Below are 12610 nucleotides of genomic sequence, written 5' to 3'. Positions count from 1 at the left end.
GCATGAATTTTCCAAGATCTCAAAGGGGAACAAAAAATTTGCCCACTGGTGTGCCATAGTCGGGAGCGGAGGCCATTGACCCAAAGAGATAGATGCTGAAGAAACTCCACCGCTGGTGCTTGACCACTCCTCATCTGCCGCGATCGCTGGTGGCCTTTGCTGTCAGTCTGGCCGCCCTTACCCTTTTAGATAGCGGTGCTCAGGTCGTCGTAGCTCACCTCAAACGCACTGCTCCAACCCTCTTTGCTTGGTCAGTTGCGGGCACCTTTGACACCAGTTTTGCCCCAGAGGTGTGGCTGTCAGTCATCGGCCTCACCCTTGGCACGTTGATTATTGTGATTTCCATTGCCGCCCAAAATATCCCCAAGATTACTGAACTGTACATGCAGGACTGGATCAGCCTGATCTATGTCTGGAGCCTAGTTTTGGGAGGTGCTCATATCTTCTACATCAAGGTTTTGCAAGACTTGGGGAGGCAGCCCGTTGGCAGCATTCTCTTGAATTTGTATGGACTGTTGCCCTTAGCCATTTTGACGGCGCTGCCCTACATTTTCTATATCCTGCAGTCGATCCAACCGGAAAGCGTGGTGCAGCAAATTTACCGCCACCAGTCTCGCTACATGAGTCAACTTGCCGTCATCTTCAGGGATAGATTCTCCTATCAACCCCAGTTTCTGCGCCGTAGTCACGCCTACCTCATTGCCGGCCTAAACCAATTGGACGATTTGCTGGCCTATGTGGCATTTCGTGGGACGCAAGCAGAAATTATTAGCGCTGTCAGTGAACTGCTTCAGGACTATATCAGTTGCAAGCCGAACTATCCAGACTATTTCTTTCGCTTGAGTGGTGCGGTGAAGGGGGATATTGCCTTCAAGACCATGTTTGATCAATTTAGCCAGATTGAAGAGAACCACACCTTCTACGAGCAAAAGTGTTTCCGGCTCCTAGGGAATGCCTATGTGCGCTTTTTGGAGGAGGGGCAGTTTCCCCTAGCATCGTTGTGTGGCTCCCAGATGTGCGCGATCGCCCAACACATTCTCAGTAGAGGCGATGACATTTTGCTGGACTTAATCATTATTCGCTTCAATACCATGATGCGCTTTGCCATTAAACACGGTAATCGTCACAATGAGGCACGCAACCTCTATAACTTAGCCTTTCACTATCGGCGGTTTATTGAGAGTCTGGTACATTACCAGCGCCCCCACCTCACCCAAAAATGTGTGAATCATCTGCGGGCTTACGGCAATGAAGTGTATGAGTTGGCGCAAAGTAGTCCTGCCCTTTATTTCATTGTGGATGTCTTTGCCGCTGAGCTCAAAAAGGTCTTAATCCTCGTGAATGAGCAGCGGTGGGAGGAGCGACTACAACTGGAACTCCTTGAGGAAATGCTTCGTTTGGATAATCCGCCGGAACTGCGCCTACCCCAAAATGGCGATCGCCCCTATGGCAAAAGTACAGGCGTGCGCCTACTGCAAATGGGGCTCGCTCTCTTTTACTTGGCACGGCAGCAACCCCAGTTTGCCCAGCGGATTGTTGAGGACATGGTGGAGGATGCAGTGGTTTTGGGCCTGTCGGAATTCAAGCGCCTCTTTCATCAAAATTGCGATCGCCTGCGCCAAGCTGAGCCAAGGTTTTGGGAGGACACCGATCGCGGCAATGCCAACCTATACTACTCAGAGCACACTGAGCAACTCGGCGCCCTACAGACCCTTGTGGATCGCGCTTGTCACACTCTGGAGCTGGCTGAGTCGTCCTAAAGCATGGTAAAGCATGGTATAGTAATAAGTCTGAGGGCGAGTGGCGAAATGGTAGACGCACTACACTCAAAATGTAGCGGGGTTTCCCCATGTCAGTTCGAGTCTGACCTCGCCCATTCCCTAGCCACCACCAAAGACTTGGATATTGGCAAAGGCACATACCGGTGAAGCATGGCCGACACGAATGGCTTGATTGGGTTCGCCCTTGCCACAAAACGGTGTGCCAAAGAGGCCCAAGGTGGAGACATCTCCCACAGCAATCAAACTCTGCCAAAATTCTGGCGTCGTGCCGCGATAGTTGGGATTGCGCAGTGTGCGGGTCAGGCGGCCATTTTCAATCAGCTTGGCATATTCACAGCCAAACTGAAATTTGAGGCGATAATCGTCAATTGACCAAGAGCGATTGGATGCCATGTATACCCCTGACTCGATGTTGCTGATCATCTCATCAAAGGATTGTGTCCCCGGCTCGATGTTCAAGTTGGCCATACGATCAATGGGGGGACGATTCCAAGAACAGGCACGGGCATTGGCCACACCATCAACCCCTGCGCGCTGCTGGCTTTCAAGGCTCCCTAGACCCCGCAGCAGGCGTCCTTCCTTGATCAGATAGAGGCGTTTCGCCGGCACCCCCAAGTCATCAAAGGCATAGCTGGCCAGTTCACCGCTAACGGTGGGATCAAACGTCACATTCAAGAGGGGGGAACCATACTGCCGCTGCCCAAAGTCCTCAAGGCGAATAAAGCTGCCGCCGGCGTAGTTGCGCTCATCCCCCAAGATGCGGTCCAGTTCTAGGGGATGGCCAATGCTCTCATGGATTTGCAGCATCATTTGGTCGGGGGCAAGGACCAGCGTTGTGGTTGTTTCTGGGCACTCTTGGGCCCTGAGGAGTTCAACGGCCTGCTCGCCAATGTGACGGGCGCGATCCCTCAACTGATCAGCACTCAGCCACTCTAGCCCTCCTTGATAGCAGCGGGCTAACCAACCGTGATCTGTCCGTTGCTGCACGACCCCTGGCCCCTGAGCCGTAGCACTCATGTCCGTGAGCACTTGATAAAACTGCTGTTCAATTTGACCGCCATCACTGCTGAACCACTGGCTAGTGGTCTCTACGGTTTGGACAAAGGCGCGGGTTTGTATAATCTCGTCACTCACCTTCAGGCTATGGCAAATATCCTGAAGTAGGTAATTCAACTCCGCCGCTGAAAGGTTATCAAAGGGTTGCTGTTGGGGCGATCGGTAGTGCCCCTTGCCCTTGCCCCGCGCGGCTGGTGTAAAGTTAAAGACCCGCCAATGGGCGGCCGTTTTCGCCTGTTGATAGGCCCGCCGAATCGCCCCATGGATGGCGCTGGGGCGCAAATCTGGGGTTGCTGTATAGGCAAATTGACCATCCACAAGGACCTCTACCATGACACCCCGTTGGCGCGATCGCTGGTTCATTTCAGGATGTCCATCCCGAGCACTGCGAGTCGTGACAATTTCCTCAACGTAACGTAGGCCTAGCCAATCGAGGGGTAAATCAATCTGATTCAAAATAGCAGTCAAGTTCGGTGCAGTCATGCCAGCGTGGTACTGTAGGGGATGGTAAAGTTTGAATCTTTTCCTATGCTAACGGCTTTTACTGCGGGGCTAACCCTAATCACAATTTCTGAGCTAGGAGACAAGACCTTCTTTATTGCCATGATTTTGGCAACTCGTCATAGCAAGCGGTGGGTCTTCCTAGGATCATGGGCAGCTCTAATTGTGATGACAGTGCTTTCAGTGGCCGTGGGCAAGGTCTTTCAACTTTTACCCCGAGAGTTCACCGTTTCCGCCACGATTTTGCTCTTCACCATTTTTGGTCTCAAGATGCTGATTCAAGGCTGGCGGATGGGGAATAGTCCCTGTGAGGACGAGTGTGAAGCGGCAGTGGAAACAGTGGAAAAAGCGGAAGCCAATCTCAGCCGTTGGGGCAGTAACCCTGCTTGGGCAGCATTTGTGGAAGCCTTTAGTTTAACCTTTATGGCTGAATGGGGCGATCGCACCCAAATTGCCACAATTACCCTTGCTGCCGCTAGCCAGGCCTTCGGTGTTGCCCTCGGTGCCATTGCTGGCCACGGGATTTGTACCGCGATCGCTGTCTTGGGTGGCGGCTTGCTAGCTGGGCGCATTTCAGAACGGACACTGACTTTGGGCGGTGGTGCTTTATTTTTAATCTTCGCGATTGTCACCGCCTTACAAGGGACGCCCAAGCTGTCTTAGGTTGATTATCTTGCTCTCAATCGGAAGCACCTATAGGAGGCGGCCAGAGGTGGAAAACGCCTGCACCGCAGCACAAATAAACTCCTCAAGGGAGCGCACTCCCGCCTGATCCTCAAACACGTTTGGGAGATTGTTTTGGATTTTGGCGCGAATCCACTGGCGATAGTCAGCATTTTGACCCAGTTCGATCGCTTTTTGAACATAAGCAGACGCATCTGGGGCAATTAACTCGGGTATCCCCAACAGCGTCAGAATAGCAGCTGTATGCCGCCCCCGCATAAAGCGTCCCGGTGTGGTTACCATCGGTACTTGGGCATAGTACAGCGCTTCTAGGGTTGAATTGCCCCCTGACCATTCTAAACTGTCTAAGAAAATATCCAGACAGTGCAACATTGAGGTGAAGCCATAGAGGTTTAAGGGGCGAGAGAAAAAGCAGTACTCCCTATAGTCAAGATTTTTGGCAGCAAAGGCCCGTTCTAGGCGCTGTTCAAACCGTTGGCGGCTCTTTTTAGTCATAAAGTGGGTAATAAAGACAAATTGGCAATTTTCCACAGCTGCGGCAATTTCTGGATAGACATAGTCAAACTGTGGCAGATACTTGAAGACACTCTGGAGGCAGCCGTAGATAACCGCATCACTTTTGAGGCCAAATTCCTCGCGGGTAATGGGCGATCGCGAGTCTGGCGGCATAGGACTAAAGGCAATCCCCAAGTTTTTTAGCCTGATGAGTTTTTCAGCGTAATACTTTTCGCCATCGGCTGGTTCCATCAGCTCACTACTGAGGAAATAATCAATTGTGGGCAGGCCAGAGGTGTCGGGATGCCCCCAAGACATACATTGAATAGGGGCCAATCTTAAAGCGGCAATCTGAATCACTTCTAAATCCATCCCCAGTTCGGGAAAAATCACTAAATGCAATTGATCAGCGCGGATCTCCTCAAACCATTCTTGAGGGGATTTGCTGCCCATGACAAAACGATGACAGTAGGTTTTTGCTTGCTCCGTGCAGCGATCGCTAAAATCCCTCACATAGTAACCGTACATCTGAAACTTTTCTCGATCGAGATGTTTGAGCCAGCCATGGAGCATCAGTTTCCAAACCGTATGCTCAAAAAAGTGACCGGAGACGAACCCAATCCGCAGTGGCTCATTGGCCTTAAGGGCTGGCATCTGTGGCCGTTCCTGGGCAGATGGAATAACACTCATCATGACTTCATGGACCATCCGGCCGTATTTTTGTTGCAGATCGCGGGTTTCATCCCCCTGATAGGGCAGTAAAAATGTCCCCAGCATCCCCAACCACTGATACAGATATTTCTTCTGATCCAAAGGGAAGCTTTGAAACCGTTGATAGAAATCGGATATCGATTCCCTAATTTTTTGGCGACATTCATTTAGCTCTTCTACATCTTTGTAAACGTAGAGGAGATAACTTAGAGATTTGAGAAAATCAATGCCAATTTGCCAGTCGGGTCTGAGTTCAATGGCTCTTTCGTAGGCCCTAAGGCACTGTTGCAAATCGCTATCAGCACCACTGAGCAGTGCCAAACGATACCAAGCTTCTGCTAGGTTAGGATCTATTGCTAGGGCATGATTGAGAGCGGAGATGGCTGCTTGATGGTTTTTGTACTTCCATTGATTCAGCGCCAGTTTTTGCCATCCCTGGACAAAGGCAGGATGGGTTTTTTGCGCAGCAGTTTGTTGAATAAATTCCTCGATACACCCCATAATTGAGAGCCTAGCAATGACGACGGTATTGGTCCAAATTTAGGAATGCTCTTCCTTGCTTTGGGAGACAATCTCACTATGGTTGTAGATTTTTGCCTATCCGTTTTACAGCTTGCCACACTGCGCACCCACTCCGAGCACTATTCTATTTGTGTTTTCTTGTGCTGCCACAGGAGCGGGCACCCTGGCGATCGCCCGACTTGGCACGTTCCTGAGTGACATTCAAAATAGGCACCCTCTACTGCGGTGAAAAATCGTTATTGGGTTCGAATTTGGGACAAACCTGCCCCTGGGTAGTAGGCGCCTAAGATTTGCAGATAGTTGTAACCGCGCTTGCCCAACTCATAGGCGCCTGTCTGACTCATGCCACGCCCGCCAAAGACCTCCCGCACAATATCGTCGGTAGCGGCATACATCGAAATCATGATGCGGCCGCTTTTGGTGAGAACAATACCCCGCGTCGCTTGCACTGCCGCTTGAGTGGTGTTCCACTCCGTCTCAATGCCGCGATACACTTGCCAGCGTTCGTCGTTCCCCAGATCAAAAAAGCGGCTAGCGGGCTGGAACATGTGGGCAAGGGCATAGGAACGGGCGGCGATCGCCTGGGCCTTTAGGGTCTCCATTGGCCAGTCGGGATAGACCTCTGAACCGACCACACTCACTAAGTACTCTTCTAAGTCCACTTGATTGACAGCCGTGATGGCATTGCCCTGGGCAATGAGGCGGACAATACCGCGATACCATTTATCGCCAACAAAGGTGAGTTGATTGCTGGGGCGAAGCCACAGGGAGGGGGCAAGGGGTTGACCATTCCAGAGCAACATACCCTCGCGGGCCGTTACCACAACTCCCTGGGAAGGAGCAAGGTGCGTTATCACCTGCTGTTGATCATTGGTGACGGTAGTGGCGACTGCGGTGCCAACAATGAGTTGACTTTGATCGCGGGCGATCGCCACCCGTACTTGAGGGGCAGGGCCTTGGCTCGGAGGCACGGGTTGCAAAGCCACTGGGGGCAACATTGCCTTGGCATGGGTAGAGGCAGCCATCGGTGGCTGAGGGGCTGTCTTCGGGACAGTTGCCAGTAGGGGATCGCGGCCATCCAAAATCCGCCGGGGTAGCGGTCGTTCGAGCTGAACGGCATTCGGTAAAGGCATTGGTTCTGACAGCGCAATAGGTGTCGGTGATAAACTCCGCAAAAACCAGACTCCCAGACCCCCACTGGCGATCGTGGCCATCGTAAAGGAAATGAGCAAGGGTGAGCGTCCCCGTTTTGTCCCTTGGAACAGAACCCAGCTCATTCAGGTGTCATCTCCGCTAGCACCTTGCCTATTGTATAGGGGAGCACGGAATTTGCTATGCAACATTTATTGATTTAGGACGGAAGGAAGCTGCGATCCGCTGGAGCCATTGCTCCACCGTATCCCCATAAACAGCTAAGCTATACTCCTGCTCTGCCTGCTGCCGACAGGCGGCCCGCTCAATTTGATCAATCTTGCCAATGGCGGCAATTAAAGCCTCAACAGAATCTGGGGTAATGAGAAACCCCGTTTGGCCATCGCGGATAATTTCCCTCGGCCCACCACGATTGTAGGCAATGACGGGAACGCCACAGGCAAGGCTCTCAATGACCACGTTGCCAAAGGCCTCAACCCAACGGGAGGTGAGCAACAGGGCGCGACACCGCCGCAGATGGGCTTGCATTTCTCGGGTGGGGAAAAATCCCAGATATTCAATCGGGGCATTGGGGTAGTCAGCTTGGATGCGCTGCCAATAATCTATATCCTGCAACTGTCCCATAATTTTTAAGGGGGTGCGAGTGACATTGACAGCGGCAACCGCATCTTCGAGTCCCTTTTCGGGAGCAATCCGCCCCAGCCAGCAAAGGGCATCCTCTGGTTCTGTACAAAAGTCATAAAGCGAAAGATCAAGGCCACTGCCTAAACACACACAGCGATCGCCAAAGGGGAAGGTGGCCGCTTGGGTACGGGTATAGACACCAATGGTTCCCGGATACTTGTCAATGACACTGGCGATCGCCTGATCCATGACCTCGGAGACTGAGGCCATACTTACCAGATGCCCCACAGGACGGCTTAAAAACGGTGTCAGGTAAAAGGGCAACCAATCGTAGGCAAAGTTGACAATGACATCAAAGTCCTGTTGAAGCTGCCGCACCCGTGCCCACATATTGGCTAAGACACTATTGGGGGGCAGGAGAATCGGTTGATCGCGGGTTTGATGCTGCGCTGGCACTTGCAGGTTTCCCGCTACTTCTTCAATGGTTGCCGCTACTGGCAAGTGAGAACCCTTGGGGGCAAGGATGTGTAGGGTGTGCTGGCGATCGCCCAAGGCCTGAGCCATATTGAGGATCGTCAATTCAACGCCGCCCCCCTTTCCTGTGCCTAGGGGGCCAACCGAAGTGGAAACAAAAAGGAGCTTCAAAAGTCAACTCCTAGCGCAGAGCCTCAGCACCGGCCACCACTTCGAGAATTTCTTGGGTAATGGCGGCTTGACGCGCTTTGTTGTAGGAGAGGGTCAGGGTACCAATCAGGGCTTGAGCATTATCGCTGGCGTTGTTCATTGCCGTCATCCGTGCTGCTAATTCTGAGGCGGCGGCCTCTTGCAGTGCCCGTAGCAACTGGTTATTCAAGTACAAGGGCAGTAGGGCATCGAGAATTTGCACCGGATCCTGCTCAAAAATCATATCGGGGGGTAGAGCAGGCAGGGTCGAGGTCACTTTCTCGCGGTTGACTTCCAAATGGGAGGCCCGGGTTGTCAGGCGGAAAATTTCATCATCGGCGGTTTCCAGCCCTTGAGGATCTAAGGGGAGCAGGGTTTGGACAACCGGCTTTGAGCTAATGAGGGAGACAAACTTGGTGTAGATGAGCTCCACCCGATCCACCGTTTCCGAAAGGAAGAGGGAGAGCAGTTCACTGGCAATTTGACCGGCTTCACTGGCGGAGGGGATCTGCTCTAGGCCAGAATAGACTGCATCAATGGGATAGTCGCGGCGCTGGAAATATTGAGCTGCCTTGCGACCAACAATCACTAAGGTGTATTTGAGGCCCTCAGCTTCGAGTTCTTGGATACGTTCCTTGGCTCGGCGAATGACGTTGGTATTGTAACCACCGCATAGCCCGCGATCGCCCGTCACCACCAGCAACGCCACCGTCTTCACAGGGCGCTTTGCCAACAGCGGTAAGTCCACGTCCTCAAAACGCAGTCGAGTCTGCAAGCTGTAGAGCACCTGGGCCAAGCGATCGGCAAAGGGACGGCTCGCCATTACTTGCTCTTGGGCACGGCGAACTTTTGCTGCCGCCACAAGGCGCATAGCTTCAGTGATCTTGCGGGTATCTTTAATTGTTTTGATGCGATCGCGAATAGCTTTGAGATTGGCCACGGTAATCTAAACTCCTAAGCAAAGCGTCCCTGCCCTAAAATTTTAGCCCAGAGGGGGATCGCCTAAGCAGTCTTTTCCCTAGGGGTTGACCCACCGGCCAGCATTGTGATCACAGGAACCGCTAAGGCAGCAACAGGGGGAAGAATGCGGCCAAGGGGTTGAGGGAGATTTAAGCTGACGCTCAAGGCAGAAACCACAGTTGCTGCAATGCCACTGATCCAAAGCACTGTGTCGCGTCGCCGTTGTTGTCGCTTCAGGCGGTGATTTTCCTGGGCAGCAAGGGTGAGGTCGGTGGGCACAACGGTTGAGGATTGATTGCGCAATCCTTCTAAATCCTGCTGTAGGCTCTGCAGTTCGTTTTGGACTTGAGAAAGTTCCTCGTGCAGGCGATCGCGCTCTTCTTCCACTTGGGTGAGTTGCCGTGTCACCTCCACCAAGCGTTGAGCAAGGTCTGCATTGGGAGACTTCCCTAAGAGTGCCGTATCCTCCAAAGGCGCCGCTGGGGCAGCAGCTAGGAGAGTTTGCACTTGCTGTTCCAGAGCCGCCTTTTCGGTTTGCAGGGCAGTTAGCTGAGCTTGCAGTTCCTGTACTTGGGAGGCTTGAAGTTGCAACGTCGCGAGTTGCTGCTGCAGTTCGTCCTGCTGAATGAGAGCCTGTGCCAGTTCCTGTTCAAGATTTTGCCGCAGGCCGCTCAAGGTGTCATTTTCTTCGCGAAGACGGGCAATTTCCGCCTCTAGAGGGGCTGTTTCTATCGCTGGGGTTGCTACCTGTGCCCCTAGTTCGTTCATCTTAGCCAAGAGGGCTTCATGCGCCTGCTGAAGGCGCTCCAGGTCTTGGCTCAGTTGATCTCGTTGCTGTTGAACATTGTTGAGTTCTGCAGTGAGCTCGCTAATTTGCGCCTGTAGGGATTGGTTGTGGGCGATCGCCCGCTGTTGTGCAGTAAGGGTGAGGGACTCCAATTCAGCCGTCAGGGAGTTGAGATCAATACCCTGTGCAGGGGGGCCGTCCACCTCACCCAAATCACTGATGATGCTCTCTAATAGGTCGTCGGGTTGGTTGCTAGGGGATTCTGGACTGGCCATGATCCGGATACCTGTGGGAGTGCTAAGAATTGCTCCAATTATAGCGATCGCCGTCCCTATCCTCTAGGCTAGAAGGCGTTCGTTAGTTCTCAAGCTACCTCCATCCTCAAACGCGAACTGGGACTTTGGGGCGCAATTTTAACGGTCCAGGCTCAATGATTGGTACGGGCCTGTTTGTCAGTTTAGGCATCGCCACCGACCTCAGTGGCTCTTGGGTGTTGATAGCCCTCATCCTAGCAGCAGCGATTGTGTAACGGCCTCAGGAGTGCCCAATTGGCTGTCTCCCATCCTGTGAGTGGGGGGCACTGACGACTATGGGTACCACTCCCCTTTTCGGCTTTACAGCAGGGTGGATGTTTTTAGTGGCCAAATCGGTTCCCTCGGCACTGCCGCCCTTGGGTCTGTGGCTTATCTCCTCCAAGGTTGGGCCTAAAAGACAGCAGCAGGCGCTGGCAAGTGATGGCTGCTCTGGGGCTACTGGCGGTCTTGACCGGCGTGGTGGTTTTGGGGCTCCGCCGATCGGCTCAAGTGAATCTGGGGATTCTCCTTTTGAGCTCAGATGCCACCCCAAGGCAAACAACCTGTCGCTGCCATTCTCACTGGGAGTGGGGGGATTGGCTTATTGATCCCCATTGGCAATGTGAAAACTACATGGTCCTTTAGTCCCTTTAGCATGCTGATTGACTACGCCCTTACCAACCTTGCCGCACTGCAACTGAAGGAGCGACAATTCCCCCGCTGGCTTGCGGTTGTGGGTTTACTTGGCTGTCTCGGGCTGGTCTTTTGGGTCGAAGTGCAAGTGGGGGTAGCGGGGTGTGATCTCATGCTTCTTGGACTTGCTTGGCACTACTGGATGCGGAGGGCAAAGGCCGTTTGAAAGTCTTGACGGGTCATCGGTTGCGTCACCTCTAGCCCCTCACCCCCTAGGACACGGAGCGGTTCACCACCAATGGAAATCCAAACCGGTGCCTTGGGATCACTTGCCGTTGCTGTGTACAAGACCTGCCCTAAGCGCGCTTGCATCGAAGCACTCCCCCCGCCCTTGGTAAACTCTGGGGAGAGATCGATATGGATGCCATCGGCTTTGACTTCTACCCAATTGACACGGGTATTTTCCGGAATGCCGGTGGTGACATCTTGATTGGCAGGCCCCGCCAAAAGCCGCTCCAGACGCGATCGGATAGAGAGTTCTGGCCGTGTTGCCGAGGTATTAATCCGTACTGTTGTAGGCACTAACATGAAGGTGTCCCCTTCATTTTTAACCCAAAAGATTTGAGTTTCCTGCTGCTGGGCAACTTCCGCCGAATTGAGAACTGGATCTCCCTGCCGAGGAGGATTCAAGGTTAGCCATGCCGCTGTACTAGCCGAGGCAAGGCCAATAACAGCCAGCACAATCAATGCGGGGCGGGAGCGGGTGACTTTTGCTACCATCACGATCTCTCCTTGGCGGGATGCACCTGCCTTTATTTTAGACGTGACCATTCAAGGGTAAGGTTCCATTTCCAGGGGCGTTAGGGGCAGGGGACAACTCCTTAAACTAGTTAAACTTAAACTAGTTAAACTAATAGTTGTCTCTTTGGATATCGTTTAAGTCATCGTGCAAACCACTCTCAGTACAAAAGAACTGGCTACTGCTCTTTTTGACGCGGTTAGGATTGCTCCCGAAGATTGGCATCGCCTCAAAGGCAATCGCCGTGCCCGTGCCCTCGAACAAGCGGCTGCCGCTCTGGTCTATCTTCTCAAGGAAAATGATGCTGAGGCACTGGCGCATCTCCAACAGGCAGTGGGTTGGCTCGATCGCTCGATTAGTCCACCTCCCTGCCGTACACACCACCACTAGCGGTGCCAGCGTCGCCACTGGGAAACCACCAAATCGCTTGTGACATGGAGTAGTGCCGATAGCTCTAGGCCAAGGGCGATCGCGACTCCGCAGCGCCAATCCACTCGCCACCAGTGATGCAGCCATTCCTGTAGTCCCGTGAGATGACCCGTACAGGCGGCTACGCCAGCAATCAGTCCCAGCCCTAACCCCAGCCAAAAACTGAGATACAGCAAACGAATAAGGGTTCCCACTACTGGGCCATGGGTCCAAAGGGAGCGGTGGCAAAACATCTTTTGATAGGGCAGCCAAATTATCCGTAGCCAGCCCCAACGGTAGTAGGGTAATGAGACTGTATCTAGATCAGGGCTGAGGAGAAAGCCGCCAATGCCAAAGCTGCTACTGGCAATTGCCCCCCAAACCCAATCGCGGGTCAGGGCACTGACTGTAAAGCCAACCATTGGCATAACGATCCATGTCAGGCGATCGTGGGTGCGACCACTGGGCATCCACTCCTCCGAACACACTTTCCCTGAGAAACTACGGACAGGTACGCTGGATCATGCAATAGCAGAACTTA

12 protein-coding genes and 1 tRNA gene are annotated in these 12610 nt (G+C 53.0%); 5 read left to right on the top strand and 8 right to left on the bottom strand.

Features of this window, described 5'->3' with window-relative positions:
• Positions 1-92 precede the first annotated feature (92 nt).
• Both IGQ16_RS08470 and IGQ16_RS08465 read left to right on the top strand, forming a co-directional pair.
• A complete protein-coding gene (locus IGQ16_RS08470; protein WP_297061060.1) occupies positions 93-1760 on the top strand; it encodes a hypothetical protein in 1668 nt (555 codons plus the stop codon).
• 34 nt (positions 1761-1794) lie between these two features.
• Positions 1795-1876: transfer RNA gene (locus IGQ16_RS08465), tRNA-Leu, on the top strand.
• A gap of 4 nt (positions 1877-1880) precedes the next feature.
• On the opposite strand, the gene IGQ16_RS08460 is transcribed toward IGQ16_RS08465, so the two are convergent.
• Positions 1881-3320: a TldD/PmbA family protein gene (locus IGQ16_RS08460; protein ID WP_297061057.1), complete on the bottom strand. Its 1440-nt coding sequence runs from the start codon at positions 3318-3320 to the stop codon at positions 1881-1883.
• A 45-nt stretch (positions 3321-3365) separates the two neighbouring features.
• Between IGQ16_RS08460 and IGQ16_RS08455 the strand changes: the two genes are divergently transcribed.
• Positions 3366-4001: a TMEM165/GDT1 family protein gene (locus IGQ16_RS08455; protein ID WP_297061055.1), complete on the top strand. Its 636-nt coding sequence runs from the start codon at positions 3366-3368 to the stop codon at positions 3999-4001.
• Positions 4002-4031: 30 nt separating this feature from the next.
• On the opposite strand, the gene IGQ16_RS08450 is transcribed toward IGQ16_RS08455, so the two are convergent.
• The 5 genes from IGQ16_RS08450 to IGQ16_RS08430 all read right to left on the bottom strand — a co-directional run bounded on the left by IGQ16_RS08450 (position 4032) and on the right by IGQ16_RS08430 (position 10211).
• Positions 4032-5729 carry a hypothetical protein gene (locus IGQ16_RS08450; RefSeq protein ID WP_297061052.1) on the bottom strand — a complete coding sequence of 566 codons (1698 nt, stop codon included), beginning with the start codon at positions 5727-5729 and terminating at the stop codon, positions 4032-4034.
• Positions 5730-5986: 257 nt separating this feature from the next.
• On the bottom strand, positions 5987-7027 hold the full coding sequence (locus tag IGQ16_RS08445; RefSeq protein WP_024124470.1) for a SpoIID/LytB domain-containing protein: 1041 nt from the start codon (positions 7025-7027) through the stop codon (positions 5987-5989).
• Positions 7028-7082: 55 nt separating this feature from the next.
• Positions 7083-8171: a glycosyltransferase family 4 protein gene (locus IGQ16_RS08440; RefSeq protein ID WP_297061049.1), complete on the bottom strand. Its 1089-nt coding sequence runs from the start codon at positions 8169-8171 to the stop codon at positions 7083-7085.
• Between the two features lie 10 nt (positions 8172-8181).
• A complete protein-coding gene (locus tag IGQ16_RS08435; RefSeq protein ID WP_024124472.1) occupies positions 8182-9129 on the bottom strand; it encodes a F0F1 ATP synthase subunit gamma in 948 nt (315 codons plus the stop codon).
• Between the two features lie 62 nt (positions 9130-9191).
• Entirely contained in the window at positions 9192-10211 is a 1020-nt protein-coding gene (locus IGQ16_RS08430) for a hypothetical protein (RefSeq protein ID WP_024124473.1), read from the bottom strand.
• A 559-nt stretch (positions 10212-10770) separates the two neighbouring features.
• Here IGQ16_RS08430 and IGQ16_RS08425 point away from each other — a divergent pair.
• Complete coding sequence (locus tag IGQ16_RS08425; RefSeq protein ID WP_041429044.1) at positions 10771-11088, top strand: hypothetical protein; 318 nt, start codon at positions 10771-10773, stop codon at positions 11086-11088.
• On the opposite strand, the gene IGQ16_RS08420 is transcribed toward IGQ16_RS08425, so the two are convergent.
• Positions 11058-11642 carry a GerMN domain-containing protein gene (locus IGQ16_RS08420; RefSeq protein WP_297041414.1) on the bottom strand — a complete coding sequence of 195 codons (585 nt, stop codon included), beginning with the start codon at positions 11640-11642 and terminating at the stop codon, positions 11058-11060. The genes IGQ16_RS08425 and IGQ16_RS08420 overlap by 31 nt on opposite strands.
• A gap of 163 nt (positions 11643-11805) precedes the next feature.
• Between IGQ16_RS08420 and IGQ16_RS08415 the strand changes: the two genes are divergently transcribed.
• A complete protein-coding gene (locus tag IGQ16_RS08415) occupies positions 11806-12051 on the top strand; it encodes a DUF6439 family protein (RefSeq protein ID WP_041429045.1) in 246 nt (81 codons plus the stop codon).
• Here IGQ16_RS08415 and IGQ16_RS08410 read toward each other — a convergent pair.
• Positions 12048-12539, bottom strand: coding sequence for a metal-binding protein (locus tag IGQ16_RS08410; protein ID WP_024124476.1), 492 nt, complete (start codon positions 12537-12539; stop codon positions 12048-12050). The two genes, IGQ16_RS08415 and IGQ16_RS08410, sit on opposite strands and share 4 nt — an antisense overlap.
• Positions 12540-12610: the final 71 nt, after the last annotated feature.

It is taken from the genome of Thermosynechococcus sp. M3746_W2019_013 (assembly GCF_015296045.1).
In the GTDB taxonomy this organism is placed as follows: Bacteria; Cyanobacteriota; Cyanobacteriia; order Thermosynechococcales; family Thermosynechococcaceae; genus Thermosynechococcus.
This window is presented reverse-complemented; position numbering and strand designations above follow the sequence as displayed.

Coding starts and splice junctions, on each gene's coding strand:
- IGQ16_RS08425 (WP_041429044.1), top strand. CDS start 10,771: ATGCCACCCCAAGGCAAACAACCTGTCGCTGCCATTCTCACTGGGAGT.
- IGQ16_RS08450 (WP_297061052.1), bottom strand. CDS start 5,729: ATGGGGTGTATCGAGGAATTTATTCAACAAACTGCTGCGCAAAAAACC.
- IGQ16_RS08460 (WP_297061057.1), bottom strand. CDS start 3,320: ATGACTGCACCGAACTTGACTGCTATTTTGAATCAGATTGATTTACCC.
- IGQ16_RS08420 (WP_297041414.1), bottom strand. CDS start 11,642: ATGGTAGCAAAAGTCACCCGCTCCCGCCCCGCATTGATTGTGCTGGCT.
- IGQ16_RS08455 (WP_297061055.1), top strand. CDS start 3,366: ATGCTAACGGCTTTTACTGCGGGGCTAACCCTAATCACAATTTCTGAG.
- IGQ16_RS08445 (WP_024124470.1), bottom strand. CDS start 7,027: ATGAGCTGGGTTCTGTTCCAAGGGACAAAACGGGGACGCTCACCCTTG.
- IGQ16_RS08470 (WP_297061060.1), top strand. CDS start 93: ATGCTGAAGAAACTCCACCGCTGGTGCTTGACCACTCCTCATCTGCCG.
- IGQ16_RS08430 (WP_024124473.1), bottom strand. CDS start 10,211: ATGGCCAGTCCAGAATCCCCTAGCAACCAACCCGACGACCTATTAGAG.
- IGQ16_RS08410 (WP_024124476.1), bottom strand. CDS start 12,539: ATGCCCAGTGGTCGCACCCACGATCGCCTGACATGGATCGTTATGCCA.